Below are 25503 nucleotides of genomic sequence, written 5' to 3' on the forward strand. Positions count from 1 at the left end.
CGTTTATTAGAGCTGCGATTCAAGCGGTAAAATGCCCATGCAAAAGGCAATGACCCGTCTCATGGGACTGGCATAGGGCTCGCTGGAATATTGACGAGGCTCACCCTTTACCAGTCCTTTCCAAACGAGCCGTCGCCGTGCGTTCAACTCCAGCTCGAAGCTCATCTCGCGGCGGGTTTCTTCCTGGAAAATCTCATCCATGGTTCTGACCAGATCGGGACAGGTAAACAAAACGCCCATCTCAGTATTCAGTGACATCGATCTGGGATCAAAATTCAGCGAGCCGACGAAGCCGGTTGTGGCATCGCGGGTGAAGGCTTTCGTATGAAGGCTGGCCTGTCCGGAGCCGCGTAATGTAAAGCCCTTGGACTGATCTGCCTGCCTGCGGAGTTCAAAGAGCGCGATCTTGTTAAGCAATAGCGGTCTACGGTAACGCGCATATCCGGCATGAACGGCTGCCACATCCGTCGCCGCCAGCGAATTGGTCAGCACTTGAACGGAGACGCCGGCTGCCGAAAGGCGGGAAAATATTTCTACGCCCTTCAGGCCCGGAATGAAGTAAGGCGACGTAATCCGCAGTTCCTTCTGCGTCTCTTCCATGACAGGTAGAAGCGTTTCCATGAGATAGTTATGGCCGCTCTTGCGCTTGCCTCCGGCCTTTTCAGGTGGGTCCGCCACGACTGTGGCGGTCTCCACCCAGCAAAGGCGGTTCGACATCAGAAAGCTTTCAGAATGATGCTGGCTCTCCACGCGCGCTAGATAAGGTCTGGCGGCTTCGCTCGATGCCAGAACGTCCATTCTCCGGCGAAGCCGTGCCAGACGGCTGGGGCGACGTGCCAGAAGCGAGCGTACGGGAATGGCGACCGCGCTGTTCCAGTAATCGTCGAATATTTCTTCCGCCTGTGCGATCGCATCGCCATGCGCGATGATATCGAAGTCGCGAAAGTTTGCCTGCTCGGCGGCGTCGAAATAGGCATCGCCGATGTTACGACCGCCTACAATCAGCACGCGACCATCTGCGATCCATGCCTTGTTGTGCATGCGCCGATTGACACTGCGAAAGCGCCACATGACTTCGATACCCCGCCGAAACATGTTTTCTCTGGCTTTGGTGGGGTTGAACAGCCTGAGTTCGATATTGGGATGGCTGTCGATGGCTTTAAACGCGCGGTCGGGCATGGTGACGCCAAGGTCATCCAGCAGCAGACGTACTCGTACGCCCCGGTCCGCCGCCGCGAGCACCTCTCGCATCATCAGAGTGCCGGTGAGATCAGAGTTCCACATGTAATACATAAGATCGAGGCTGCGCCCGGCGGCTCTGGCGGAGGCAACGCGGACGGCGAAAGCATCGAGATTGGATTGCACCAGGCCAAGTGCGTTATTCTGTTTGCCCGAAGCGTGCAGGTTTGCCCAGTGTCGATCCAGCGGGGTCTGATCCTGCGTTGGAGGCAGCGCCATCGAGGCGATTTTGGTGACGGCCCTTTCCTGATGGCGGGAAGCAATCATCAAGGCCAACCCGACCAGAACGACCAGAACCACGATTGCGATGACGATGGCAGTCACGATATTTCCCTTTGAACCCTGCGAGCCTAACGCACGGGCAACAAAATCGTTCGCGATAATATCGCGCTCGCACTGGCGCTATGCCCTAGTCATGTTTCGGCGCTCGTCTTCGTGCCTCTGAGGTGAAGATGGGCCGGATCATTTTACTTGAAAAAACTCGCTTCGATCTTTAGCCCATAATCGTGACGAGAGCGGCTTGCGTCCATACGGATGCACGGCGATCTAATTCTTTAAATCTGCGCATCGTGTTATCGATGCTGCAGCGGGCAAGGATTTATGCTGAAGCATGGCGATGATTGAAGCTGTCGATGCCGTTCCCAGAGCCTTTCTTGGCGTGGAGCGGTCGGCAACGGAGCAGAGGTGGATGTCACGGCTGGATCAGGCCGGACAGAACCGCGCGCTCGCCATGTCCCAGGTTCACGGCATACCGGAACTCATTGCCCGCGTGCTGGCCGGGCGCGGCGTCGGTGTGGACGACGCACTGGCGTTTCTCGATCCGACGCTTCGTTCTCTCATGCCAGATCCAAGCAAATTGACCGATTGCGAGAAGGCGGCAGAGCGTCTGGCGAATGCCATCGAGCGAAATGAGAAGGTCGCGATCTTTGGCGATTACGACGTGGATGGTGCCGCGTCATCGGCACTGATGTACCGCTTTCTGCATCATTTCGGGCTTGAGCCTGAAATCTACATCCCTGACCGTATTTTCGAAGGTTATGGTCCGAATCCAGCCGCCATGCAGCAGCTTGCCGCCAATGGCGCAACGCTGATCGTAACGGTCGACTGTGGTTCCACGAGCCATGAGTCGCTCGCCGCAGCGCGCGATGCGGGCACTGATGTCGTTGTTATCGACCATCACCAGGTTGGAACGGAATTGCCGCCTGCTGTGGCGCTGGTCAATCCCAATCGTGAAGACGATCTTTCGGGGCAGGGTCATCTCTGCGCGGCGGGCGTTGTCTTCCTCGTGCTGGTAGCGACGTTGCGCGTGCTGAAAGACCGGAAGAACCGGGCAGCCTTCATGCTCGATCTTCTGACCATGCTTGATATCGTGGCGCTCGCGACCGTGTGCGATGTTGTTCCGCTAAAGGGCTTGAACCGGGCCTATGTCGTCAAAGGTCTGATCGCCGCACGTCATATGAATAATGTCGGGCTGGCGGCTCTCTTCAAGAAGGCTGGTCTCGGTGGTCCGGTCACGCCTTATCATTTTGGCTTTTTGATCGGTCCACGCATCAATGCCGGTGGTCGCATTGGCGACGCCGCTTTGGGTAGCCGGTTGCTGACGCTGGACGATTCCACTCAAGCCGAGGTGATTGCCGAAAAGCTGGATGAGTTGAACCGCGAGCGGCAGGCGATGGAAGCCGTCATGCTGGCCGAGGCCGAAGCTGAGGCGCTGTTCGAGTATGGAGATGGGTCCGGTGCCGGTGTCATCGTCACGGCGCGGGAGAACTGGCACCCCGGCATCGTCGGGCTTCTCGCCTCTCGTCTGAAGGATCGCTTCCGTCGTCCAGCCTTCGCAATAGCTTTCGACTCTCAAGGCAAAGGCACCGGCTCTGGTCGCTCCATCAACGGCTTCGATATGGGTCGCATGGTGCGCGGCGCCGTCGATGCCGGTCTGCTGGTCAAAGGTGGAGGTCACGCCATGGCGGCGGGTCTTACCGTCGAGCGCGCCAATCTGGGGCGTCTGCGTACATTCTTCGAAGAGGCAGCGCAGAAAACGGTATCTCAGCTTGTCGAAAATAGTATGTTGAAGATCGACGGCGCTATCGGCGCATCGGGCGCGACGCTTGACCTTATCGATCAATTGGAACAGGCGGGACCATATGGCTCCGGCCACGCACAGCCTATCTTCGCCGTGCCAGCACATCGCTTGCGCGACGTTCGCATCGTCGGCACGTCGCACATCAAGATCACGCTCGAAGCACTGGATGGTTCTAGGCTGGATGGCATCGCATTCCGCGCCACCGACGCGCCGCTGGGTCAGATGCTGATGAATGCACGAGGTCGCCAGATTCACGTCGCGGGCACGTTAGGCGCGGAGCAATGGCAGGGCCAGAAAAGGGTTCAGCTGCGTATCATCGACGCTGCGTTCGCACCGTAAAGCGATCAATAAACGGCTGAGTTCGACCTCAAGCTGTCCTAAAAGATAGCTTTAATAAATTGGTGTATCTCTAGGATATTTATGAAGAAATGGTACGCCCTAGGGGAGTCGAACCCCTCTTTTCAGAATGAAAATCTGACGTCCTAACCGATAGACGAAGGGCGCGTACCGTTGCGGTGGGGGCCTTATAGTCAGGCATGAGATTCTCCGCAAGCGGCAAATTTCATTTTTTTGCATTTGTGTGAAATTTTTCGGAGCCGATGCGGCGTCTGTGAAAAACGCGGCTCGGCTAGTCTAGCGAAAAACTCACTTGTCAGGGAGAGGGGGGAAGCGTGAGGACGCGTTGGGATCAGGGGCTTCCCGTTTGATCGCGTCCTCACGCTTCATCGGGGGGACACGACAGGAACGGGCGGAAGAAAATTTGGTTCCGGAGAGCACCGAAATTTGCCGGATAAAACAAAGCCGCCCGCAACTTTCGTTACGGGCGGCTGAAAACCAAAGGTATCACCGAGGGGTGATTAGAGATCGACGTCCAGAATCGCCATGGAGAAATTGTAGGAGCGGTCGCCGTCTTCGTCGTCGATATAGACAACGCCCAGAAACTCTTCGCCGAGATACACTTCAGCCGAGTCGTCTTTACGCGGGCGCGCCTTCACGATCATCTTGTCCCCGAAAGTGCGTTTGAAATAGGCGTCGAGCTTTTTGATTTCGTCGGCTTTCACCAGTCTTCTCCTGTGCAGTTTCCACGACGCAACGCGCCTTTCGGGCACGTCCGGGAACGCCGTGGCTCTTCAAAAAAATCTGAGCCGCTTGTGGCATGGGTTAAAGGCGAAAGTAAAGTCAAAGAGGCAAATCGTCCGCATGATCCACACGGACGGAACGATGCGCGGTCAGATATCCGCGCCAATGATCTGGTCCATGATGCGCGATGGTTCGCTGCACCCTGCTTCACCGACGATTTTGGCAGGGACGCCTGCAACGGTCGCTTTGGGAGGAACGGGTTTCAACACAACCGAACCCGCTGCGATGCGTGAGCAACTGCCGATTTCGATGTTGCCCAAGATTTTCGCACCCGCGCCGATTAGCACGCCGCTTCGGATTTTCGGATGGCGATCCGCGCCTTCTTTGCCCGTGCCGCCGAGCGTTACGCCGTGGAGAATGGAAACGTTGTCGCCGACGACCGCCGTTTCACCCACGACAAGGCCGGTGGCGTGATCGAGGAATACGCCTTTGCCGATCCTGGCAGCCGGGTTGATATCAGTCTGGAATACGCTGGATGAGCGGCTTTGCAGATAAAGTGCGAAGTCGCGTCTGCCATTGTTCCAAAGCCAGTGCGCAAGGCGGTGGGTCTGGATTGCCTGAAAGCCCTTGAAGTAAAGCACAGGCTCCATGAAGCGCGAGCAGGCGGGATCGCGGTCGTAGACCGCCTGAATATCCACGCGCAGGATGCTGCCCCACTCCGGCCAGTCTTCCAGCATCTCCTCAAAGGTTTGCCGCAGCAGAACCGCCTGAATGTCCGGATGGTCCAGAAGCTCGCAGATACGGTAGATTACGCATTCTTCCAGCGATCGGTGATTCAAGATCGTGGAGTAGAAAAAGGCAGAAAGCAGCGGGTCCTGAGACGCAGCAGCGCGCGCCTCGTTCAAAAGACTGCCCCAGATTGGATCGACTACGGAAAGTTGATCCGACTGACGTGCCTCTGTGCGTGCGACCATAAAGGGTCTCCCTTGAACCGTAGTGTCTTTTATACAGAAAAACTATTCGCATAGAAATGGGGATCGCCCAATGAGGTTAAAGGCGCGAAACCATCAGTTTTTCTGAAAGCTTTATGAAACCACATTTCTTGACGAGCTACTTCTTTAGTCCCTGATAAAACTCGAGCGCTGCAGCCTTGAAGACCCTGTCACCCACCGCAAGCATGTGGTCGCGGTTGGGAATATCGATGGCCCGTGCGTTAGGCATCAATTCAGCCAGTTCCTGCCCGGAACCTGCGATGTCGTCTTTCGTACCCACTGCGATCAGGGTAGGCGCATCGATCCTTGCCGCGTCTTCCCGGCTCACGAGCACGCGCGATGTTTCGATGCAGGCCGCGAGCGCAATCCGGTCGCTTTTCGTCTGGTCTGCAAATGCCCGAAACATGCGACCGCGCTCATGGGTGACGACATCCAGCGAAGGCGCAAGCAGCGCGTCTGCGATGGGGTCCCAGTCACCCACGCCATCTACCATGCCAATGCCGAGCCCGCCAAAAACCAGCGAGCGGACGCGTTCAGGATGAGCCAATGCGAGGAAAGCCGAAATGCGCGCACCCATGGAATAACCCATGATATGCGCTTCCGGTATGCCCAGATGGTTCAACAGTGCCACGGCGTCTTCAGCCATGACGGAGGGGTAATAGGCTTCCGGTTCGTGAGGTTTATCGCTGGCGCCGTGACCGCGATTGTCTATGGCAATGACGCGATAACCGGCGTCTCCAAGCGTTTTGACCCAGCCGGGATGGACCCAGTTGACCGCAGCACTCGAAGCAAATCCGTGGATCAACAGCACCGGTTCGCCTGAAGGATCGCCCTCGTCGAGATAGGCAAGCTGCAATCCATTGCGAGAAAAATGCGAAAACTGCGGAAGGTTGAGATTCATCAAGGACATCCTTTTTCCCGCACCATATGTCAGGAAATCGAAAGCTTGAAAATATTTGACGATGATTTCTGTGGAGGTCGAACGCATTTAAGGCTACATACTCGTAAAAATACGAGCGTTGGCTCAACGACGAAGTTGCATTTGGAGACAAACATGGCCGGGCATACCATTCCTCACTTCCAGAACGACGGCGGACATCGCATGATCGAAATCGGTGTCAAGGAATTCATGTGCACTGGCGCGTCGGTTCCTTACGATCATCCGCATATCTTCATCGATATGGGCGATGATAATGAGAAAGTCTGCTCCTATTGCTCCACCCTGTTCCGTTATAATTCGTCGCTCAAGGCCACTCAGACCAACCCGCCCGGCTGCGTCTTTCATGTGAAGGCAGCGTAAACTCTTAACTTTATTGGGGCTTTTCATGCCCGTAAAATCTGTTGCTATCGTCGGTGCCGGTATCGCCGGTCTTACCGCAGCCCTTTCTTTTGCCAAGTATGGTATTCGCTCCGAGATTATCGAGCAGGCCGCACAGCTGGAAGAGGTTGGCGCGGGTCTGCAAATATCGCCCAATGCGGCTCGTATTCTAGCCGCGCTCGATGTTCTGCCCACACTTGAGGAGAATTGGCTTGAGCCGGAATCGGTCAACCTTGCGTCAGGGCTTGGGTTGAAGACAATGGTTTCGTTACCGATGCGGCAAATGGCGAGGGAGCGTTGGGGGGCACCTTATGGCGTCCTGCATCGAGCGACGTTGCAGCGAGCGCTGCTCGCCGCTGTTACTGCCAATCCGCTGTGCCGCCTCCACCTTGGCAAGCGGCTGGAGTCCGCCAGCAAATCAGCTATTGCCGCCACGACATTTGTCGAGCCCGATCTAGTGATCGGGGCGGATGGCGTGTGGTCGAGTGCTCGATATGCGGTGCCGGGTAGTCCCTCGGCTTCCTTTTCCGGCGACATAGCGTGGCGTTTCACGGTTGCGCAAAAAGATGCGCCGCAGTTCCTGAATCCGAACTCAGTTACTGCGTTTTTAGGTCCATCCGCTCATGTGGTGATCTATCCACTGGCAGAAACGGTCAGCTACAATATCGTAGCCATTTCCGCCGGTGCAAACCCGGGTGATACCTGGCAAGCAGAAGCGCAAGGGCAGCAAAAAAAACTATTGCAACAGCAGTTTCGCCGCTGGAACCCTGCTTTCAACGATCTGTTCGAACGTGCGGGAGAGACCTCGCTGTGGCCGCTGTTTGAAGCCGGGCAGGGGAAGTGGCAGAACGGTCACGATATGGTTCTGATCGGCGATGCTGCCCATGCGATGGTGCCGTTTGCGGCGCAGGGCGCTGCCATGGCCATCGAGGATGCGTTCGAACTCTCCGCTTTCGTCTATGAGCGCAAATCACTACAAGACGCGTTGATAGCCTTTGAGGCGCATCGCATTCCTCGTATTGCAAAAGCGCGCAAGAGAGCTGCTCTCAACAAGTTTGCCTATCATGCCAGTGGCCCGTTGCGGATCGGGCGCGATATTTTACTGTCGATGCGACCGCCAGAAAAATTTCTGGCGGATTTCGACTGGCTTTATGGATATCGTGCAAATGGCCTTTAGATCGCCGCCGCTGCTGCGAAGCCTGCTTCTAGATCCCGCTTGATATCCGCGGCATCTTCCAGACCGATTTGTAGACGTATGACCGGACCCTCCGTTGGTCCCTTGGCAACCGTCCTGTCACGAAGATTGACCAAAACAGCGAGCGATTCGTAGCCACCCCAGGAAAAGCCAAGCCCGAATATCGAAAGTGCATCGAGAAAAGCGTGAGATTTTTCTTTGAATTTTCCTTCATCCGCCTTCAGCACAAATGAGAAGACTCCGCTTGAGCCCTTGAAGTCGCGCTTCCAGATGTCATGCGACGGAAAGCTCTCAAGAGCGGGGTGAAGAACACGCGCAACGTCGTGGCGGCTTTCCAGCCATTCGGCAATCGCAAGCGCGCTTTTGCGGTGGTGTTCCAGCCGAATACCCATCGTGCGCATTCCGCGCAAAACCTGATATGCGTCGTCCGAAGTGACGCAGAGGCCGAGATTGCGGTTAGCCTGCTCCAGTTTTGCCCAGTGGTTTTCGTTTGCGGAAACAAAGCCCATCAGCACATCGGAGTGGCCTGCCGGGTATTTCGTCGCGGCATGGATGGAGACGTCCACTCCATGGTCAAGCGGACGGAAATAGAGCGGCGTCGCCCATGTGTTGTCCATCGTCACCACGCAATCGTGCCGGTGTGCGATCGAGGCGATCAGGCCCACGTCCTGAATTTCAAAAGTATTCGAGCCGGGCGCTTCCAGATGGATCAGACGGGTGTTGGGGCGAATGAGTGCTTCGATTTCGGCGCCAACAGCGGGGTCGTAGTACTCTACTTCGACGCCGAACTGCTTCAGCATTGTGTTGCAGAAACGACGGGTAGGGTAATAGACCGAATCGACAATCAGCGCGTGATCGCCGGACTTCAGATAGGCCAAAAACGGTACGGTCACCGCAGCAAGCCCGGACGGCAGCAGAATCGTGCCTGCCGAGCCCTCCAGTTGATCGATCATATTGCACAGCGCATCCGTGGTGGGCGTGCCGTGCGTTCCGTAAGTATACTTCTGGTCCTCGGAGACGAGTGTTGCAGCGTCTGGAAACAATACGGTCGAACCGCGTGCAATCGGTGGGTTGACGAAGCCGAAGTAGTCGGCAGGATTATTCCCCAGGTGAGCAAGACGCGTGTTGGCACCCGCGCCGTGAAGTATCCCGTTTTTGTCTTTCATGCTGCAATGTCTCTCATACGTTATTGGTTGACCATGGTCGGGAAACTGGTTTGAGGTCAATAGTTCGTTATCAGGGGTCGTGGAAAGGCAGTCTACCTGCCTGACAGGATGAGCAGTTTTTCATCTAAATTAGCGTAATTATTAGCCATTTGCCCATTAAAATGTCTCTTTTTTGAAAATTCCGTTTTTTAGACACAATTGCTTCGCGAAAGTCTTGACCGTGACGGCAATTGCGATTGTGATAGGAACGCACACCGGGAGGTGAAGCGGGGAGACTATCGCGGTCGTCATGCGGATGCGTGTCTCTCCTGATCTGAAAAAAAGATACAAAGGTTGGGAAAAATGAAAAAGGCACTTCTGTCAGCCGCTATTGGCGCAGCAGTTTTGGGAGCTGCATCGGCTGCATCTGCCGCAACGCTTCAGGACGTCAAGTCGAAGGGTTTCGTTACTTGCGGTGTGAGCTCGGGTATTCCGGGTTTCTCCAACCCTGACGACAAGGGCGAATGGTCCGGTATCGACGTCGATTACTGCCGCGGCATTGCCTCTGCTGTTTTTGGTGATCCGTCCAAGGCAAAGTTCGTCGCTCTGACATCCAAGGACCGTTTTCCGGCTCTCCAGTCCGGTGAAGTCGACGTTCTGACGCGTAACACGACCTGGACGATCAGCCGCGATACCTCGCTCGGCTTCAACTTCCGCACCGTGAACTATTACGATGGCCAGGGCTTCATCGTTAAAAACTCTCTTAACGTTAAGTCCGCTCTCGAGCTTTCCGGCGCGTCTGTCTGCGTTCAGCAGGGTACCACCACGGAACTCAACCTCGCTGACTACTTCAAGACGAACAACCTTCAGTACAACCCGGTTGTCTTCGAAAAGGAATCCGACGCGACCGGCGCTTACGACTCTGGTCGTTGCGACGTGTACACCACGGACAAGTCCGGCCTCTATGCTATCCGCCTCAAGATGAAGAACCCGGACGAAAACGCAGTTCTGCCGGAAACCATTTCGAAGGAGCCGCTTGGACCGGCCGTTCGTCAGGGCGATGACCAGTGGTTCGACGTCGTGAGCTGGGTTCATTACGCCATGGTCAACGCTGAAGAGTTCGGTATCACCTCCGCAAACGTCGATGAGCAGAAGGCTTCCGCCAACCCGGACATCAAGCGTCTGCTGGGCACAGAAGAAGGCAGCAAGATCGGTACCGATCTCGGCCTGACCAATGAATGGGCCTACAACATCATCAAGCACGTCGGTAACTACGGCGAAGTCTTCGACCGTAACGTTGGTGCCGGTTCGCCGCTGAAGATCGAGCGTGGCCAGAACGCATTGTGGACGAAGGGCGGCCTGCAGTACGCTCCTCCAGTACGCTAACAAGCTTTACATCCAAAAGTTGATGCGGGAGGCGGGGAAATCATCCCTGCCTCCTTCAAATTATCAGAATAAGCTCGCAAAGAGCATATAGAGGGAAAGGTGCCTATGGCAGGCAAGGCGATCCAAACTGGACCGTCCAGCGCATCTGGCGCGACGTCCATAATATACGACCCGAAAGCGCGGTCGATATTTTATCAGGTTCTAACAGTCGTTCTTTTCGGACTGTTTATCTGGATTATAGCTAGCAATACGATCCACAATCTTCAAAGAGCAAATATTTCAACGGGATTTGGCTTCCTTAACGGACGCGCAGGGTTTGATATCGGTCAGTCGCTGATCGCGTATAATAACGATAATACCTTCGCGCGCGCACTTCTCGTCGGCTTCCTCAACACGCTTCAGGTCGCGGTGCTTGGTATCATCACGGCTTCGATCATCGGCTTCATCGTCGGTATTGCCAGGCTGTCGCGGAACTGGCTGGTGTCGAAGCTGGCTCAGGCCTACGTGGAAATTTTCCGTAACCTGCCGCCGCTTCTGGTCATCTTCTTCTGGTACAAGGGTGTCATCACGATCCTGCCTCAGGCCCGTGAATCGCTTGAAATGCCGCTTGGCACTTATCTCAACAATCGCGGCTTCTTCTATCCGAAGTTCCTTTGGGGCGAAGGCATATGGATGGTCCCTCTGGCGTTTCTTGTCGGCATCATCATCACCGTCTTCGTTTATCGTTGGGCCAAAGCCCGGCAGATGCGTACCGGGCAGCCGTTCCGCACCGGCATCGTCGGCACCGCGATTATCATCGGTCTGCCCGTCCTGACATTTCTGGCCATCGGTTCGCCGCTGACCTTCGATATGCCGGTTGCCGGCAAGTTCAACCTGACCGGTGGCGCAGTCATCGGCCCTGAATTCATGTCGATCTATCTGGCGCTTTCTTTCTATACAGCGTCCTTCATCGCTGAAATTGTCCGTGGTGGTATCAAGGCCGTTCCGAAAGGGCAGACGGAAGCTGCCGATGCTCTGGGCCTTCGCTCCAGCACGACGACCCGTCTGGTGGTGGTTCCGCAGGCGATGCGCATCATCATTCCGCCGCTGACAAGCCAGTATCTCAACCTCACAAAGAACTCCTCGCTGGCCGTCGCGGTCGGTTTCTCGGAACTCGTCAGCGTTGGAAACACGGTTCTCAACCAGAGTGGACAGGCAATCGAGATCGTTGCGATCTGGCTTGTGGTCTATCTGTCGCTGTCGCTCACGACTGCGATCCTGATGAACTGGTTCAACGCGAAGATGGCGCTGGTGGAGAGATAAGCAATGACATCCAACACCCTCACATATGTTCGCGGTGAAATGGTGCCTCAGGCACCTGCGCCATCCAGCCAGGTGGGCGTTGCCCATTGGCTGCGAACCAAGCTGTTTGCAACACCCAAGGATGTCGTTCTGACCGTGGTTGCAATCGCGTTTCTGGTCTACATCATTCCGCCTTTGGTGGAGTGGCTGTTCATCCACGCCACATGGACCGGCACTGATCGCACGGCATGCCTGACGGTTGCTCAGGGCGGCGCGATCCCGGATGGACAGGCGGGAGCCTGCTGGGCTTTCGTCAATGCCAAGTTCGAGCAGTTCATGTTTGGACGTTATCCGCTTGAAGAACGCTGGCGTCCGCTTCTGGTGGCTGCGGCATTCTTCATCCTCTTGATCCCGATGCTGATTCCGAAGGCCCCCTTTAAGGGACTGAACGCCCTGTTGCTGTTCATCGTACTGCCGTTCGTGTCCTTCTTCCTGCTCGTTGGCGGCTACTTCGGCCTGCCACGCGTGGAAACCCAGCTTTGGGGCGGCCTGATGGTGACGCTGATCCTGTCGTTCTTTGGGATCACAGTGTCGCTGCCATTCGGCATTCTGCTGGCGCTTGGCCGCCGGTCGAACATGCCAGTGATCAAGACGCTGTGCGTGACCTTCATCGAAGTCATTCGCGGTATTCCGTTGATCACCGTTCTGTTCTTCGCCTCGATCATGCTGCCGCTGTTCCTGCCGGATGGCTGGACCTTCGACAAGTTCCTGCGTGCGCTCGTCGGCGTCTCGCTGTTTGCCTCTGCCTATATGGCGGAAGTCATTCGCGGGGGTCTTCAGGCCATTCCGAAGGGACAGTATGAAGGTGCGGATTCGCTCGGCCTCAATTATTGGCAGAAGACGCGCCTGATCGTTCTTCCGCAGGCCTTGAAGCTCGTCATTCCCGGGATTGTGAACACCTTCATCGGTCTTTTCAAAGATACGTCGCTTGTATCGATCATCGGTATGTTCGACCTTCTGGGTATCGTAAACCTCAACCAGTCGGATGCGAACTGGGCGACACCGGTGACACCAGTCACGGGTTATGTTTTCGCCGGGTTCATATTCTGGATATTCTGCTTCGGCATGTCGCGCTATTCATTGTTCATGGAGCGCCATCTCGATACCGGACATAAGAAATAAGGGGAAATTTCATGGCAGAAGCCCAAGCAAAAAAGCTGGAAGTCTCGACGACTGACGTCGCAATCGAAATCACCGGCATGAACAAGTGGTACGGCGATTTTCATGTGCTGCGGGATATCAATCTCAAGGTCATGAAAGGCGAACGCATCGTCATCGCCGGTCCTTCGGGATCTGGCAAATCCACGATGATCCGCTGCATTAACCGTCTCGAAGAGCACCAGTCGGGCAGCATCAAGGTCGACAATATCGAACTGACCAACGATCTGAAAAAGATCGATGAGGTTCGTCGCGAAGTTGGCATGGTGTTCCAGCACTTCAACCTCTTCCCTCATCTGACCATTCTCGAAAACTGCACACTGGCTCCGATCTGGGTTCGAAAGATGCCCAAGAAGGAAGCCGAGGAAATCGCGATGCACTATCTGAAGCGCGTCAAGATTCCCGAGCAGGCGCACAAGTATCCGGGCCAGCTTTCCGGCGGTCAGCAGCAGCGCGTGGCGATCGCCCGCTCGCTCTGCATGAAGCCAAAGATCATGCTGTTCGATGAGCCGACGTCCGCGCTCGACCCTGAAATGGTCAAGGAAGTTCTGGATACGATGGTGAGCCTTGCCGAAGACGGCATGACCATGCTGTGCGTGACCCACGAAATGGGCTTCGCACGCCAGGTCGCGAACCGGGTCATCTTCATGGATCAAGGCCAGATCGTCGAACAGAATTCGCCTGCCGAGTTCTTCGACAATCCTCAGCACGAACGCACGAGATTGTTTCTCAGCCAGATACTTCACTAATCCTTCCATGGGATTTGTGTGGCTGATGGAGAATGCCGATATTAGGCGTTTTGCAGTCGTAAAAAGAAGCCCCGGAAGCTGATGCCTCCGGGGCTTTTCATTGACAGCGTGTAAGGGACGATCTTACTCGATAACGGTCTCCCGGTCGCGCTCCACGCGGGCAGCGCCTATGCTACCGCCAAAGAGGGCCGCAACTGCGCCGATTAACAGCGCGCCGAACGCAACATAAGCGGCGGCGGAGATTGCAGTGGCCGTTGCCTGAGCGGCTTCCGTGGCTTTAGTCTTCGACTGCTCAACGGCCTGACGATACTGGTTTTCGTATTCGGTGACCTGCTGGCGAGCCTGATCTACAGGAATGCCTTGAGCGCGGGCGAGGGCGTCTGCCGCACGATTGCGCGCGTCTTCTGCCTGGGCCTGGTCGCCGGTCAGCACGGCGCTAACCGCAGTCACAGCCGTATCACGAAGTGCCTGCGGATCGTTTCCGCCAGAGGCTTCACGCACGCGCTGCTCTATCGTCGCCATCGGGTTATTTGCATTTGCCAATGCCGGTGCTGCGGTCGTGGCCGCAGTTGCAATCGTAGAACCCGCGCCGGAAAACATACTTGCTACACCTGTGAAGGCTCCACCAACCAGCGCTCCGACAGAGGTCGTCAACATGTAGAAGACGATGAGTGTCGTCACGGCCCACGAGGTCAAGCCGTGTAGAGCGCCGATAGAACGAGACGAACGCCCTGACAGACGGCTGGCGACATAGGCACCGATAAAAGCTGCAATTATGCCGCTGACGATCACCCAGATCACGGAGCCAGTCGAAAGGCTGGCGGCGGTGGGGCTGTCGTTCTGTGCCGGGTCGATGACGCCAGCGCCGATGGCAAGACCGAGAAGATTGAGCAGCAAATGCAACGTCAATGCAACTGCTACCCCCGCAAGAATGCCCCCCCAGGACACTTGTTTGAACGAATATGGCCACCCAGTCGTACGGGCACCAGCGTGACCAACGGTATATCTTGCCTGATCAGACATTTTTCTCTCCTGTCTCGCCACGCTGAGCGCGTGTGCGAACAAACGGCATTGTGATCGGATTGTTCCTGATGCCGAAGAGGGAAATGCTAAATAAGTAAATCGCAGAGTTCAGCTGTCTAAATCATTGCTCGGTAAAGTCATTCCAGGCGTTCCATGCTGTCGATCACAATGCACGCCGAGGCGTTTCGTGCGTTCAACAAAAGCAGAAACGCTCTCAATGCTGCTTCACAATTTCAGCGGCTTGCGCAATCGTCCGGCCGCATCCTGAATATACTGCCACGCAACGCGGCCTGAGCGTCCGCCGCGCGTCGTTGCCCATTCAAGCGCTTCGTGATGGAGCGTTTCCTGGGGTAGGCCCAAATCGAAGTGGCTCGCATAGCCATCGATCATGGACAGGTAATCGTCCTGGCTGCATTTGTGGAAGCCAAGCCACAAACCGAAACGATCCGATAGGGACACTTTTTCCTCCACTGCCTCGGAAGGGTTGATGGCGGTCGATTGTTCGTTTTCCATCATGTGGCGAGGCAGGAGGTGGCGGCGATTGGAGGTGGCGTAGAACAACACGTTGTCGGGCCGTCCCTCAATACCACCATCAAGCGCTGCCTTGAGTGACTTGTATGCCGTGTCGTCATGATCGAAGGAAAGATCATCGCAGAAGAGAATGACGCGGTGCGGTGCCGATTTCAGTATGTCTAGCAGGGCTGTAAGAGTGTGAATATCTTCGCGGTGAACTTCCACAAGCTTCAATGAAGCCCCACTCGCTGCCCGCACGTCTTCGTGAACAGCTTTGACCAGCGAGGATTTGCCCATGCCACGCGCTCCCCACAGAAGCACGTTGTTGGCCGCGAAACCTTCCGCGAAGCGCAATGTGTTTTCGTGGAGAATATCGCGTACATGATCAACGCCGCGAATGAGTTTCAACGCAACGCGGTTGGGCCGCTTGACCGGTTGAAGCCACGCATTTGCCGGTACCCAGACGAAGCAATCGGCGCTGTTCCAGTCATTTACGGCGGGGGCGGGGCCTGCAAGCCGCTCTAAAGCATCTGCCAGACGCCGTACTTCGGAAAGCAGCAATGCGTTGGTTTCTTCTGGCGTCATGGTCTTGCCTCCTTGCGGTCTGTCAAAGTCGGGCATCAAAGCCGGTATCGGGCTGTATAGATATGGAATTTCGTCGGGTTAGCATGGTGTTTCCGGTGTCGAAAGGGTAAGAGGCGTGGAAACGGTACTCGCAGCCATGTCTTTCTGTTGCATTCTAAGGGATCGCAACTATATTTCGGCGGCTTGAAAGCTGGCCAGTGGCCGAGACTGCCGCTGAAACTGCGCCCGAAATCTGAGGAGTTTTTTATGTTCATTAGCCAAGCCTTTGCACAGGATGCAGCAGGCGCACCATCCGCTCTGGGGTCTGGCCTCGAGATGCTTTTCCTTTTTGCGCCCCTGATGGTGGTGTGGTACTTTTTCCTCATCCGGCCGCAGCGCGCGCAGATGAAGAAGCGCCAGGAAACGCTCACCGCTATTCGCCGTGGCGATCAGGTCGTGCTGGGCGGCGGTATCGTCGGCAAGGTTTCGAAGGTCATCGACGACAATGAACTGGAAGTCGAAATCGCCGAAGGCGTCAAGGTTCGCGCGTCGCGCACCTATATCGCCGAGGTTCGTGTAAAGGGTGAGCCGGTCAAGACCGAAGCTCCCGCGAACGCGAAGTAACAATAAGCAGGCTGCGGCACAACGCAGCCTGGGTTCTCACACCCAACCCTGACCGAGACCGAAATGCTTCATTTTTCCCGCTGGAAAACAGCCTTCATCTGGCTAGCCGTGCTGATAAGCGTCGTTATCGCTTCTCCAAACCTGTTCACCGACAAGCAATTGGAGGGCATGCCCAACTGGTACAAGAACAATAAGGTAACTCTAGGTCTCGACCTTCAGGGTGGCTCCCACATCATGCTCAAGATCGAGCGTTCCGACATCGTGAAGGAACGCCTCGAAACAATCGTAGGCGATGTGCGCACGCAGCTTCGCGATGCAAACATCCGCTATTCCGGGCTGGCGGGCAACGGTCAGCAGATCCAGGTTCGCATCAGCGATCCGGCACAGTACGAGGCCGCAAAGACGGCGCTTCGCGATCTGACACAGCCAGTTTCTGTTGGAACGCTGGTCGGGACGTCGGTAACCGAAGTCTCGATGAGCGATGGCGGTGACAACCTGCTCCGCCTTAACTTGACGGATGAAGGAATCGAATACCGTCTGTCCTCTGCGGTTTCGCAGTCTATCGAAGTCGTGCGTCGCCGCGTCGATGAACTCGGCACGACCGAGCCTCTGATCCAGCGTCAGGGCGCTGATCGCATAATCGTGCAGGTGCCAGGTCTTCAGGATCCGCAGCGTCTGAAATCGCTTTTGAACCAGACGGCCAAGCTCTCTTTCCGTATGGTCGACACGTCCATGCCGGTCCAGGAGGCGATGAACGGTCGACCACCAGCAACGTCGGAAGTTCTCTATTCGCAGGACGATCCACCGGTACCCTATCTGGTAGAACGCCGCGCGCTGGTGTCGGGTGACAACCTCGTGGACTCGCAGGCGAGCTTCAACCAGCAGACCAACGAGCCGGTCGTGACCTTCCGCTTCGATAGCCGCGGTTCGCAGCGTTTTGCGCAGGCCACGCAGCAGAATGTCGGTCGTCCGTTCGCCATCGTCCTAGACAACCAAGTCATCTCTGCCCCGGTCATCCGCGAGCCGATCATTGGTGGATCAGGCCAGATTTCCGGTAACTTCACGGTTCAGGGGGCAAACGATCTGGCTGTGCTGCTGCGCGCCGGTGCCCTGCCTGCAACGCTGACCGTGGTCGAAGAGCGCACGGTTGGTCCGAGCCTCGGCAACGACTCGATCAATGCGGGCCTCACTGCCAGCGCCATCGGTGCTGTCGGTGTCGTGCTGTTCATGTTCGTTTTCTACGGCTTCTTCGGCCTGCTTGCCAACATTGCACTGATCGTCAACATCGTCATGCTGCTGGCAGTACTAAGTATCATCGGGTCGACACTGACCTTACCGGGTATCGCGGGTATTGTCTTGACCATCGGTATGGCCGTGGATTCCAACGTTCTGATTTACGAGCGCATACGCGAGGAGGTGCGAAGCGGCAAACCGCTGATTTCATCGCTGGAAAATGGCTTTACCCGAGCCTTTGCGACGATCATCGACGCCAATATCACGACCTTCATCGTCGCGGCTGTGCTGTTCTACATGGGCACGGGTCCGGTTAAGGGCTTTGCGGTGACGCTCGCCGTCGGTATTCTCACGACAGTCTTCACGGCCTACACGCTGACTGCGTGGCTGTTCGGCGTGTGGGTACGTCGTTCGCGCCCGAAGCACCTGCCGAAGGGGATTCGTACTGCCATTTTCGATGGCAAGGACATTCCCTTTATGAAGTACCGCCGTCTGGTGTTCGGTATCACGGGCGTCATCATGCTGACCTGCGTTGGCGGTTTCGTGGCTAAAGGTTTGAACCTCGGCATCGACTTCCAGGGCGGTTCCATCATCGAAGTGAAGGCAAAGCAAGGCGATGCAGATCTCGGAGATATCCGTGATCGTCTGAGCCAGTTGAACCTTGGTGAAATTCAGGCGCAGAGCTTCGGCTCTTCGCAGGATGCGCTGATCCGAATTCAGGCTCAGGAAGGCGGAGAAAACGCCGAGCAGTCCGCCATCACCATGGTGCGCGATACCTTGCAGGACAATTACGACTTCCGCCGTGTGGAAGTGGTGGGACCTGCAGTTTCCGGTGACCTGACGTTCACGTCTACCATCGGTATCGCGCTAGCGATGGTTGCCATCATGATCTACATCTGGATGCGCTTCGAATGGCAGTTCGCCCTGGGTGCGATCATCTCGATGGTCCACGACGTGGTGTTCACCATCGGCCTGTTCGTGTTCCTCGGCATCGAGTTCAACCTCACCAGTATCGCGGCCATTCTCACGATCATCGGTTATTCGCTGAACGACACCGTCGTCATTTATGACCGAATTCGTGAAAACCTGCGTCGATACAAGAAGATGCCGCTGTCGATGATCATCGACGTTTCGCTGAACCAGACGCTGTCGCGTACCATTCTGACAGGTCTGACCGTCATGCTGGCGCTGCTGTCGCTCTATCTGTTCGGCGGCGAGGTCATCCGGTCGTTCACCTTCGCCATGCTCTTCGGTGTCGGTATCGGCGTGTTCTCGTCGGTCTACATTGCGGCACCAGTTCTCATCGCCTTCAAGCTGCGCCCTAGCGGCAATGATGCGGAGAATGCGGAAGACGAGAAGACCGTCATCGTGAACGGTAAGCCGGTCCACTGATGGCAGGTGGAATAGAGATACGCCCGGCCCATTTTCCCGGCCGGGCGCCAATCGATGCCTACGGTAATAACGGCTTTCGTTTCGCCGATATGTCGCATCGAGGCTCTCTGCTGTGCCTGCCTTCTGGCATTCACGGATGGGACGCGACAGATGGTGCAAAGCTGACGGTGGAAGATTTCGCCAAGGTCTTGGAACAGGCAGTCGACATAGAGTTTCTGCTGATCGGAACAGGCGATTCCATGCGGGTCACTCCGAAGGAATTGAGGCTTGCGCTGAAAGAGGCGGGAATTTCCGCTGATCCGATGAGCACCGGAGCGGCGGTCAGAACCTACAACATCATGCTTTCGGAATCGCGGGCTGTCGCTGCTGCGCTGATTGCCGTAGAAGGCTGAAAGAACGGAACTCCATGACTGAGCCGACGGCTGATGAGGACGCGTGCCTTTCCATGCTGCGTGACATGGATAGAGACCGATATCTGGCCTGCCTTCTAGCGCCGGAGGACAAACGCGAGGCGCTGGCTGCGCTCTACGCCTTCAACGCTGAAATTGCCCGCATTCGTGATCTGGTGCGCGAACCACTTCCTGGCGAAGTGCGCATGCAATGGTGGCGCGATTTGCTTGAAGGTAATCCGCATGGTGACAGCCATTCCCATCCGATAGCTAAAGCCCTGCTGGATGCCATCGCCGCACATAGTCTGCCGCGCCAGACCCTGATCAACATGATCGAAGCAAGGGTTTTCGATCTTTACGATGACACGTTCGAAGATCGCAATGCACTGGAAGGCTATGCCGGGGAGACAGCCTCGGCACTGATCCAGCTTTCCAGCATCGTTCTTTCGCCAGACGACGCAAAGCAAAGTGCAGATGCCGCCGGTCACGCCGGAGTGGCACAGGCCATGGCTGGCATGCTGCTTTTGATGCCGCTCAACCGTCGTCGCGGACAGGTTTACGTGCCGAAGGATATGCTTGCGGCAACAGGGCTCGATCGGGAAACTTTCCTCGAGGGGAAAGATCGCGACCGGATAAATGCGGTTATCGAAATCTTTGTTGCACATGCGCACGACCATTTGGAAAAGGCTCGCAATGCGCAGGTGGCTTCAAGCGTGTTTCCAGCTTTCGTGCCCGTTTCGATTGTCGGCCAAGTTTTGAAGAAGGCGCGCAAGGCTGGTGCGGATGTGCTTGAAGCCGATATCCAGCCATCGCTTCTGCGCCGTCAATGGCTGTTCGCCAAGGCATCGTTCCTGAAGCGGTTTTAGGCAATTCCACGCTCACGCAAGCCTCGACGATTAAAAAGCGCTCTTACGCGAGGCGCTTTGTGCGCATCACATCTGGAAACCGCCGCCATGGAGCGACATCGATGAGTCTGACGGTCTGGATCATCATCCTCATTCCGCTATGCGTTTTTGCCTATTATGTGTGGCGTATGCGAAAAGACACGGAAGATGATGAGCGCCGTGATACGGGCCAGGCCATTATCGATTTCTCGCGCGCGTTCCCAAATGAGGCAATCCGCAGCCTGCATATGACGGCGGACGGCAAAACCGTATTTGTTCGTCTTCACGATAACAAGGCCGGTTTCATGCGCAATATGGGCAAGCATCACGCATGTATGCTGCTGGATCCCGAGCGCATTCGGGTCGAGCATCTTGAAACCGGTGACGGTTTCGTGGTGACGTTTGAAGATTCGCCAAAGTACAGCGGTGCGTATCGCTTCAAAACGGCAGGCGAGGCGGCGGAGGTATCCTTATGGCTGCTCGGCAGCTATCTGGAAGCTGCCGAGGTCGATACAGATCAGGCCGCCGATTCTTCCCTGACGCCTGAACCTTCATCGTCGACCACCTGATTGAACACGGGTGCTTCAACGCCAAGCCACGCCGCGCAGTCGGTTAGAGCACGTCTGGCCATCAGCTGACGCTTCATGATCGTCTTGTCCTTGCCACGAAAACGCTTGACGCCCTCCGGCTTGACGATGGAGCCCGGAGCAAGTTCCGGGAACAGGCCGAAATTGATGTTCATTGGCTGGAAGGAACGTTTGCCCGGCTCTTCGTCCGTCGACAGATGGCCGCCGGTAATGTGGTTGAGCAGCGAGCCAAGCGCCGACGTTGCAGGAGGAAGACTGACAGGCTGGCCGAGCTGTTCGGCTGCGGCAAAGCGACCTGTGAGCAGGCCAATGGATGCGCTTTCGACATAGCCTTCGCAGCCGGTGATCTGACCGGCAAATCGCACACCCGGACGTGACTTCAGTTTTAGCGATGGGTCGAGCAACCTCGGAGAATCGATATAGGTGTTGCGGTGCAGGCCACCGAGGCGGGCGAATTCCGCATTTTCGAGGCCCGGAATCATGCGGAAGATGTCCGCTTGAGCGCCGTACTTCAGCTTCGTCTGGAAGCCGACCATATTGTAAAGCGTGCCCAATGCATTGTCTTGCCGCAACTGAATGACGGCATAGGCTTTGACGGCCGGGTTATGCGCGTTCGTCAGACCCATGGGCTTCATCGGACCATGGCGCAAGGTTTCACGACCGCGCTCTGCCATGATCTCGATCGGCAGGCAGCCATCGAAATAGGGCGTACCCTCCCATTCCTTGAAGCCGACCGTATCGCCCGCGATCAATGCGTCGATGAAAGCAAAATATTGCTCCTGATCCATCGGGCAGTTGATGTAATCCTTGCCTGTGCCTCCCGGGCCAACCTTGTCGTAGCGCGACTGATACCAGCAGATATCCATATTGATGCTGTCGCGGTGAACGATAGGCGCAATGGCGTCGAAGAAGGCGAGGGCATCTTCACCGGTCTCAGCCTGAATAGCAGCGGCAAGATCGGGTGAGGTCAAAGGCCCGGTGGCGATGATGGTGTTGTCCCACTCCTTTGGTGGCAGGCCAGTCACTTCCTCACGCACGATGGTGATCAGCGGATGGGCTGCGAGCGCCGCCGTCACGGCCTCCGAAAAGCCGTCGCGATCCACCGCAAGCGCGCCGCCCGCAGGAACCTGATGCCTGTCTGCACAGGCCATGATGAGCGAACGGGCAAGGCGCATTTCGGCGTGGATGACGCCCACGGCATTGGCCGTCGCATCATCGGAGCGGAAGGAATTGGAGCAGACGAGTTCTGCAAGGCTATCGCCCTTGTGTGCGTCCGTCCCGCGAACGCCGCGCATTTCGTGCAGGATGACCGGTACGCCAGCCTCTGCAATTTGCCATGCGGCTTCCGAGCCGGCAAGGCCGCCGCCGATGACGTGAATGGGAGAAACTGTTTTGTCTTGCATCTTGCTCACACCGTCACGCCGCACCATTGCGCAGCCGGCGTGATCATACTGTTTGATTGGCTGGGCCTCATATCGTCAAGAGGCCGTTTGCGGATGCAGTATCACGGGCAAAGCGAAGCGCCAAACATTTTCGCCTCGGCAGAAGTGCTTGCTATCGTGAGAGCAACGTCATGGCGGTCATGGATTCCAGCAGGCGATGGGTGACGCCGCCGAAAAGCATTTCCCACCAACGGGAATGGCCGTAGGCACCCATCACCAGCAAGTCGACTGTTCCATCGGACAGCCTCTTCTCGATAGCGGTTTGAGGCGAAACGCCATGGATTTTTTCCTGCGAAGTCACGCTTACATTGACGCCGTGTCGGGCGAGCGTTGCCGCTATTTCGGTGCCAGCCAAACCGCTCTCTTTCGTCTCACTTTCATCTTGGGCAACAGAAAAGACCTCGACGCTGTCCGCCGCCAGCAGAAAAGGTAGCGCATCGAATGTTGCACGCGTTACTTCCCGCGAGCCGTTCCACGCGATCATGACGCGCTTGATTGGCTTGGTCTCCATCATCGAATGAGGGACGAGGAGTATCGGACGACCACTTTCGTAAAGAAAGCTATCCAGTTCGGCCCGGCTATCTGAAAGAGAGGATGAATCCGTTTGACGTGCGATGATGAGGTCCGCGCATCGGGCGCTGTGGACGGACGCGTTGGACGAGTAACCTACGGATGAAACAAGGCTGCGCCATTCATGGGATATGCCGTGACCGGTCATTCGTTCGATAAAAATCTGGCCAGCCTCCGCCGTTTCTTTATGCGCGACCTCCTGCACGGCTTGCACAGTCGCTGGATCGGGAATTTCCATGGGAGCCACGAGGGGAACGTCCGCAAGTGTTTCCATGTGGAGACCAACGACATGCGCGGAGAATTCCCTGGCAAATGCAGTGATGAAAACGTCAAGTCTGCGAGCGTTGTCGGTCGTGTCGATGACGGCAAGTATCGTTTTGTATCCCATGATCTTTCTCCTTACGCATCCACTCGAATGTTTTCCTTCAAAGAAATCCGCTCAGATCATGCGGCAGTGGTCCTGATGTTGCTTTGACCGATATCAACTTGGCTTGGGCTATATGGCCCGATCACGGTGTTGCAGCGGATTTCTGTTCTGCGATTTTTTCGATCATGCTTGTAATATCCCGGGTGGCCGCATCCAGTGCCGCAAGGTCGCGGGCACGCACGACGATCTCCGTGGAAAAACGCTGGCCATCATATTTCGGGTAGGATCCGATGCTCGTCGTCGGATGCGCCTTTTGGACTTCGGTCAACGGCGTTCCAATATCGCCTTCGCCATAGGGAGAGCGAACGGATTGGGACATGATTTTAGTGCCGGTCTTTAGCGTTGGTACTATATTGTCCAGCATGGCTTGAAACACCTGCGGCACGCCCGCCATGACGTAGACATTGCCGATGATGAAGCCTGGCGCAACGGAAACGGGATTGGCAATGTGCTTGGCTCCACGCGGCATGCGCGCCATACGCTTTCTCGCGTCGGTAAATTCCATCTCGCGGACACGGTACATATCGCCAAGAATGCGCATCGCATCGGCGTCATGCTCGCAGGGCAGTTCAAAGGCGGACGAGATGGCGTCGGCTGTTATGTCGTCATGGGTTGGACCGATGCCTCCGGAGGTGAAGACGTAGTCATATCTCGCCCTCAAGGCATTGACTGCTTCCACGATCGGCTGCTCTTCGTCGGCCACGATGCGGACTTCCTTAAGGTCGATCCCAGACATAGTGAGGACGTCGGCGAGATGCCCGATATTCTTGTCCTTGGTTCGCCCTGACAAAAGCTCATCGCCGATCGCGAGCATCGCGGCAGAGACAGTGGGGGTGTGGGAAGAGGGAGAAGACATGGAGGCACTCACTTTGAATTGTCTCTCGAGGTTAAACCCGCCTGCGCCGATTGCAACATGTTTTGCAGACGGACCCTGACTGTGTCAGCGCCTGCTGTTCGATAATAGGAAACGATGCGTCGCGTCTCACCGTCTGGAAATTGCGCAACCGCTTTGGTAGCTTCCCGTTACATAATCGACCTCTCACGTTTCGAAGGTCTCCATTGAAGTCGAAAACTCTAGGGAAGAAATGAAAATGGCAAAAGTTCTCGTGCTCTATTATTCATCCTATGGTCATATCGAAACCATGGCCTATGCCGTTGCAGAAGGTGCCCGGTCGGCTGGTGCTGAGGCGGTTGTGAAACGTGTGCCGGAACTTGTTCCGGAAGCCGTGGCGAAATCTTCAAACTTCAAGCTTGATCAGGCTGCGCCGATTTCAACAGTTGATGAACTGGCCGAATATGACGCGATCATCGTTGGTGCGGGAACGCGCTTTGGAACTGTAGCGTCGCAGATGCGTAATTTCTGGGATCAGACCGGCGGACTGTGGTTCAGTGGTAAGCTGGTTGGGAAACTGGGTTCTGCCTTTACCTCATCCGCCACACAACATGGTGGGCAGGAATCAACGATATTGAGCTTTATTCCAACCTTTCTTCATCACGGCATGGCCGTTGCCGGTTTGCCCTATGCGTTTCAGGGACAGATGGGTGTTGAAGAGGTGAAGGGTGGCTCTCCCTATGGAGCCTCGACAATAACTGATGGTGACGGCTCTCGGCAGCCTTCTGCGGTCGAGCTTGAGGGAGCAAGATATCAGGGAGCTCATGTCGCTAAGCTGGCAGAAAAATTGGCAGGCTGATCTTATGAAATGCAAAATGCGGCCTTTTGGGCCGCATTTTTGTAAGCGCTGAAACGGAGCGCATCAAACACGTGGTTTCTTTCAGGTCAGACCGGCGGGTTGACCATCAAAAGGCAAGTTACAACGACGAAACCAAGAAGCGATACTTCCAGCAGACTGTTCAAACCGTCACGCATTTCTCTACCCTCCAAATGATATGGTAGAAACGTGCAAAGTTTAACGCGGTTCCGCGACGGAAAGATGAATGTTAACGATTTGCTGATCTGACGAAGATAGGCGCATTGTCTAGCTGAAGCGCGTCGTGATCCGCGCGTTCACAATGTGCATAAATCATTCGCGGTCTGCTTATCCCGTATAGATAAATGCGACCACCAGATGACCAACGATGCCGATACCAAGGCAGGTTATGAGGAGCAATAGCAGAGGCTTTTTCATGATGGGTCAATCTTTGTTCTGATGAAACATATCGCTCGAAATTGAA

At 55.9% G+C, this 25503-nt stretch carries 23 protein-coding genes and 1 tRNA gene; 13 read left to right on the forward strand and 11 right to left on the reverse strand.

What is annotated here, in order from left to right; all coding sequences use genetic code 11:
* Positions 1 to 6: 6 nt before the first annotated feature.
* Positions 7 to 1563 (reverse strand): phospholipase D-like domain-containing protein, encoded by a 1557-nt coding sequence (locus G6L28_RS06005; protein ID WP_174062868.1) that lies wholly within the window; start codon positions 1561 to 1563, stop codon positions 7 to 9.
* Between the two features lie 292 nt (positions 1564 to 1855).
* Between G6L28_RS06005 and recJ the strand changes: the two genes are divergently transcribed.
* Complete coding sequence (gene recJ / locus G6L28_RS06010; RefSeq protein WP_174062913.1) at positions 1856 to 3658, forward strand: single-stranded-DNA-specific exonuclease RecJ; 1803 nt, start codon at positions 1856 to 1858, stop codon at positions 3656 to 3658.
* 90 nt (positions 3659 to 3748) lie between these two features.
* Here recJ and G6L28_RS06015 read toward each other — a convergent pair.
* The 4 genes from G6L28_RS06015 to G6L28_RS06030 form a co-directional block, all read right to left on the reverse strand.
* A tRNA-Glu gene (locus tag G6L28_RS06015) sits at positions 3749 to 3823 on the reverse strand.
* Between the two features lie 353 nt (positions 3824 to 4176).
* A complete protein-coding gene (locus G6L28_RS06020) occupies positions 4177 to 4380 on the reverse strand; it encodes a DUF3126 family protein (RefSeq protein WP_174062869.1) in 204 nt (67 codons plus the stop codon).
* 168 nt (positions 4381 to 4548) lie between these two features.
* Entirely contained in the window at positions 4549 to 5373 is an 825-nt protein-coding gene (gene cysE / locus G6L28_RS06025; protein WP_174062870.1) for a serine O-acetyltransferase, read from the reverse strand.
* 136 nt (positions 5374 to 5509) lie between these two features.
* Positions 5510 to 6292, reverse strand: coding sequence for an alpha/beta fold hydrolase (locus G6L28_RS06030; RefSeq protein WP_174062871.1), 783 nt, complete (start codon positions 6290 to 6292; stop codon positions 5510 to 5512).
* Positions 6293 to 6445: 153 nt separating this feature from the next.
* Here G6L28_RS06030 and G6L28_RS06035 point away from each other — a divergent pair, with 153 nt between their 5' ends.
* Both G6L28_RS06035 and G6L28_RS06040 read left to right on the forward strand, forming a co-directional pair.
* On the forward strand, positions 6446 to 6691 hold the full coding sequence (locus tag G6L28_RS06035) for a zinc-finger domain-containing protein (RefSeq protein ID WP_174062872.1): 246 nt from the start codon (positions 6446 to 6448) through the stop codon (positions 6689 to 6691).
* A 25-nt stretch (positions 6692 to 6716) separates the two neighbouring features.
* Positions 6717 to 7886 (forward strand): FAD-dependent monooxygenase, encoded by a 1170-nt coding sequence (locus G6L28_RS06040; RefSeq protein WP_174062873.1) that lies wholly within the window; start codon positions 6717 to 6719, stop codon positions 7884 to 7886.
* On the opposite strand, the gene G6L28_RS06045 is transcribed toward G6L28_RS06040, so the two are convergent.
* On the reverse strand, positions 7883 to 9070 hold the full coding sequence (locus G6L28_RS06045; protein ID WP_174062874.1) for a cystathionine beta-lyase: 1188 nt from the start codon (positions 9068 to 9070) through the stop codon (positions 7883 to 7885). The genes G6L28_RS06040 and G6L28_RS06045 overlap by 4 nt on opposite strands.
* 342 nt (positions 9071 to 9412) lie before the next feature.
* Here G6L28_RS06045 and G6L28_RS06050 point away from each other — a divergent pair, with 342 nt between their 5' ends.
* From G6L28_RS06050 to G6L28_RS06065, 4 genes are all read left to right on the forward strand, one after another.
* Positions 9413 to 10435: an amino acid ABC transporter substrate-binding protein gene (locus G6L28_RS06050; RefSeq protein ID WP_174062875.1), complete on the forward strand. Its 1023-nt coding sequence runs from the start codon at positions 9413 to 9415 to the stop codon at positions 10433 to 10435.
* A gap of 105 nt (positions 10436 to 10540) precedes the next feature.
* Positions 10541 to 11737, forward strand: a complete 1197-nt coding sequence (locus G6L28_RS06055) for an amino acid ABC transporter permease (protein ID WP_174062876.1) — start codon at positions 10541 to 10543, stop codon at positions 11735 to 11737.
* A 3-nt stretch (positions 11738 to 11740) separates the two neighbouring features.
* Positions 11741 to 12898 carry an amino acid ABC transporter permease gene (locus tag G6L28_RS06060; protein ID WP_174062877.1) on the forward strand — a complete coding sequence of 386 codons (1158 nt, stop codon included), beginning with the start codon at positions 11741 to 11743 and terminating at the stop codon, positions 12896 to 12898.
* 11 nt (positions 12899 to 12909) lie between these two features.
* A complete protein-coding gene (locus G6L28_RS06065; protein ID WP_174062878.1) occupies positions 12910 to 13683 on the forward strand; it encodes an amino acid ABC transporter ATP-binding protein in 774 nt (257 codons plus the stop codon).
* A 123-nt stretch (positions 13684 to 13806) separates the two neighbouring features.
* Here G6L28_RS06065 and G6L28_RS06070 read toward each other — a convergent pair whose 3' ends face one another.
* Both G6L28_RS06070 and G6L28_RS06075 read right to left on the reverse strand, forming a co-directional pair.
* Positions 13807 to 14706 carry a PhnA-like protein gene (locus G6L28_RS06070; RefSeq protein WP_174062879.1) on the reverse strand — a complete coding sequence of 300 codons (900 nt, stop codon included), beginning with the start codon at positions 14704 to 14706 and terminating at the stop codon, positions 13807 to 13809.
* A 225-nt stretch (positions 14707 to 14931) separates the two neighbouring features.
* Positions 14932 to 15804 (reverse strand): ATP-binding protein, encoded by an 873-nt coding sequence (locus G6L28_RS06075; protein WP_174062880.1) that lies wholly within the window; start codon positions 15802 to 15804, stop codon positions 14932 to 14934.
* A gap of 246 nt (positions 15805 to 16050) precedes the next feature.
* On the opposite strand from G6L28_RS06075, the gene yajC reads away from it, so the two are divergent.
* The 5 genes from yajC (at position 16051) to G6L28_RS06100 (ending at position 20874) form a co-directional block, all read left to right on the forward strand.
* Positions 16051 to 16407, forward strand: a complete 357-nt coding sequence (gene yajC / locus G6L28_RS06080) for a preprotein translocase subunit YajC (protein ID WP_174062881.1) — start codon at positions 16051 to 16053, stop codon at positions 16405 to 16407.
* A 63-nt stretch (positions 16408 to 16470) separates the two neighbouring features.
* Positions 16471 to 19032 (forward strand): protein translocase subunit SecDF, encoded by a 2562-nt coding sequence (gene secDF, locus G6L28_RS06085; RefSeq protein ID WP_174062882.1) that lies wholly within the window; start codon positions 16471 to 16473, stop codon positions 19030 to 19032.
* Positions 19032 to 19424: an Mth938-like domain-containing protein gene (locus tag G6L28_RS06090; protein WP_174062883.1), complete on the forward strand. Its 393-nt coding sequence runs from the start codon at positions 19032 to 19034 to the stop codon at positions 19422 to 19424. Before secDF ends, G6L28_RS06090 begins: the two co-directional genes overlap by 1 nt.
* A 14-nt stretch (positions 19425 to 19438) precedes the next feature.
* Positions 19439 to 20287 (forward strand): phytoene/squalene synthase family protein, encoded by an 849-nt coding sequence (locus tag G6L28_RS06095; protein ID WP_174062884.1) that lies wholly within the window; start codon positions 19439 to 19441, stop codon positions 20285 to 20287.
* A 101-nt stretch (positions 20288 to 20388) separates the two neighbouring features.
* Positions 20389 to 20874 (forward strand): hypothetical protein, encoded by a 486-nt coding sequence (locus tag G6L28_RS06100; RefSeq protein ID WP_174062885.1) that lies wholly within the window; start codon positions 20389 to 20391, stop codon positions 20872 to 20874.
* Here G6L28_RS06100 and trmFO read toward each other — a convergent pair.
* The 3 genes from trmFO to G6L28_RS06115 all read right to left on the reverse strand — a co-directional run bounded on the left by trmFO (position 20823) and on the right by G6L28_RS06115 (position 24187).
* The gene (gene trmFO / locus G6L28_RS06105; RefSeq protein WP_174062886.1) at positions 20823 to 22295 is read right to left on the reverse strand and encodes a methylenetetrahydrofolate--tRNA-(uracil(54)-C(5))-methyltransferase (FADH(2)-oxidizing) TrmFO; all 1473 of its coding nucleotides are present in this window, start codon (positions 22293 to 22295) and stop codon (positions 20823 to 20825) included. The two genes, G6L28_RS06100 and trmFO, sit on opposite strands and share 52 nt — an antisense overlap.
* A 151-nt stretch (positions 22296 to 22446) precedes the next feature.
* Positions 22447 to 23292, reverse strand: a complete 846-nt coding sequence (locus G6L28_RS06110; RefSeq protein WP_174062887.1) for a universal stress protein — start codon at positions 23290 to 23292, stop codon at positions 22447 to 22449.
* A gap of 121 nt (positions 23293 to 23413) precedes the next feature.
* On the reverse strand, positions 23414 to 24187 hold the full coding sequence (locus G6L28_RS06115) for a competence/damage-inducible protein A (protein ID WP_174062888.1): 774 nt from the start codon (positions 24185 to 24187) through the stop codon (positions 23414 to 23416).
* A gap of 235 nt (positions 24188 to 24422) precedes the next feature.
* Here G6L28_RS06115 and wrbA point away from each other — a divergent pair, with 235 nt between their 5' ends.
* Positions 24423 to 25022: an NAD(P)H:quinone oxidoreductase type IV gene (gene wrbA / locus G6L28_RS06120; RefSeq protein ID WP_174062889.1), complete on the forward strand. Its 600-nt coding sequence runs from the start codon at positions 24423 to 24425 to the stop codon at positions 25020 to 25022.
* The last annotated feature ends 481 nt before the right edge of the window (positions 25023 to 25503 follow it).

This window comes from Agrobacterium larrymoorei (genome assembly GCF_013322225.1).
GTDB lineage: Bacteria > Pseudomonadota > Alphaproteobacteria > Rhizobiales > Rhizobiaceae > Agrobacterium > Agrobacterium larrymoorei_A.

Excerpts from the sequence above, each read along its gene's own strand:
- recJ (WP_174062913.1), top strand. The coding sequence starts at position 1,856 with ATGATTGAAGCTGTCGATGCCGTTCCCAGAGCCTTTCTTGGCGTGGAG.
- cysE (WP_174062870.1), bottom strand. The coding sequence starts at position 5,373 with ATGGTCGCACGCACAGAGGCACGTCAGTCGGATCAACTTTCCGTAGTC.
- G6L28_RS06030 (WP_174062871.1), bottom strand. The coding sequence starts at position 6,292 with ATGAATCTCAACCTTCCGCAGTTTTCGCATTTTTCTCGCAATGGATTG.
- G6L28_RS06035 (WP_174062872.1), top strand. The coding sequence starts at position 6,446 with ATGGCCGGGCATACCATTCCTCACTTCCAGAACGACGGCGGACATCGC.
- G6L28_RS06040 (WP_174062873.1), top strand. The coding sequence starts at position 6,717 with ATGCCCGTAAAATCTGTTGCTATCGTCGGTGCCGGTATCGCCGGTCTT.
- G6L28_RS06045 (WP_174062874.1), bottom strand. The coding sequence starts at position 9,070 with ATGAAAGACAAAAACGGGATACTTCACGGCGCGGGTGCCAACACGCGT.
- G6L28_RS06050 (WP_174062875.1), top strand. The coding sequence starts at position 9,413 with ATGAAAAAGGCACTTCTGTCAGCCGCTATTGGCGCAGCAGTTTTGGGA.
- G6L28_RS06055 (WP_174062876.1), top strand. The coding sequence starts at position 10,541 with ATGGCAGGCAAGGCGATCCAAACTGGACCGTCCAGCGCATCTGGCGCG.
- G6L28_RS06060 (WP_174062877.1), top strand. The coding sequence starts at position 11,741 with ATGACATCCAACACCCTCACATATGTTCGCGGTGAAATGGTGCCTCAG.
- G6L28_RS06065 (WP_174062878.1), top strand. The coding sequence starts at position 12,910 with ATGGCAGAAGCCCAAGCAAAAAAGCTGGAAGTCTCGACGACTGACGTC.
- G6L28_RS06070 (WP_174062879.1), bottom strand. The coding sequence starts at position 14,706 with ATGTCTGATCAGGCAAGATATACCGTTGGTCACGCTGGTGCCCGTACG.
- G6L28_RS06075 (WP_174062880.1), bottom strand. The coding sequence starts at position 15,804 with ATGACGCCAGAAGAAACCAACGCATTGCTGCTTTCCGAAGTACGGCGT.
- yajC (WP_174062881.1), top strand. The coding sequence starts at position 16,051 with ATGTTCATTAGCCAAGCCTTTGCACAGGATGCAGCAGGCGCACCATCC.
- secDF (WP_174062882.1), top strand. The coding sequence starts at position 16,471 with ATGCTTCATTTTTCCCGCTGGAAAACAGCCTTCATCTGGCTAGCCGTG.
- G6L28_RS06090 (WP_174062883.1), top strand. The coding sequence starts at position 19,032 with ATGGCAGGTGGAATAGAGATACGCCCGGCCCATTTTCCCGGCCGGGCG.
- G6L28_RS06095 (WP_174062884.1), top strand. The coding sequence starts at position 19,439 with ATGACTGAGCCGACGGCTGATGAGGACGCGTGCCTTTCCATGCTGCGT.
- G6L28_RS06100 (WP_174062885.1), top strand. The coding sequence starts at position 20,389 with ATGAGTCTGACGGTCTGGATCATCATCCTCATTCCGCTATGCGTTTTT.
- trmFO (WP_174062886.1), bottom strand. The coding sequence starts at position 22,295 with ATGCAAGACAAAACAGTTTCTCCCATTCACGTCATCGGCGGCGGCCTT.
- G6L28_RS06110 (WP_174062887.1), bottom strand. The coding sequence starts at position 23,292 with ATGGGATACAAAACGATACTTGCCGTCATCGACACGACCGACAACGCT.
- G6L28_RS06115 (WP_174062888.1), bottom strand. The coding sequence starts at position 24,187 with ATGTCTTCTCCCTCTTCCCACACCCCCACTGTCTCTGCCGCGATGCTC.
- wrbA (WP_174062889.1), top strand. The coding sequence starts at position 24,423 with ATGGCAAAAGTTCTCGTGCTCTATTATTCATCCTATGGTCATATCGAA.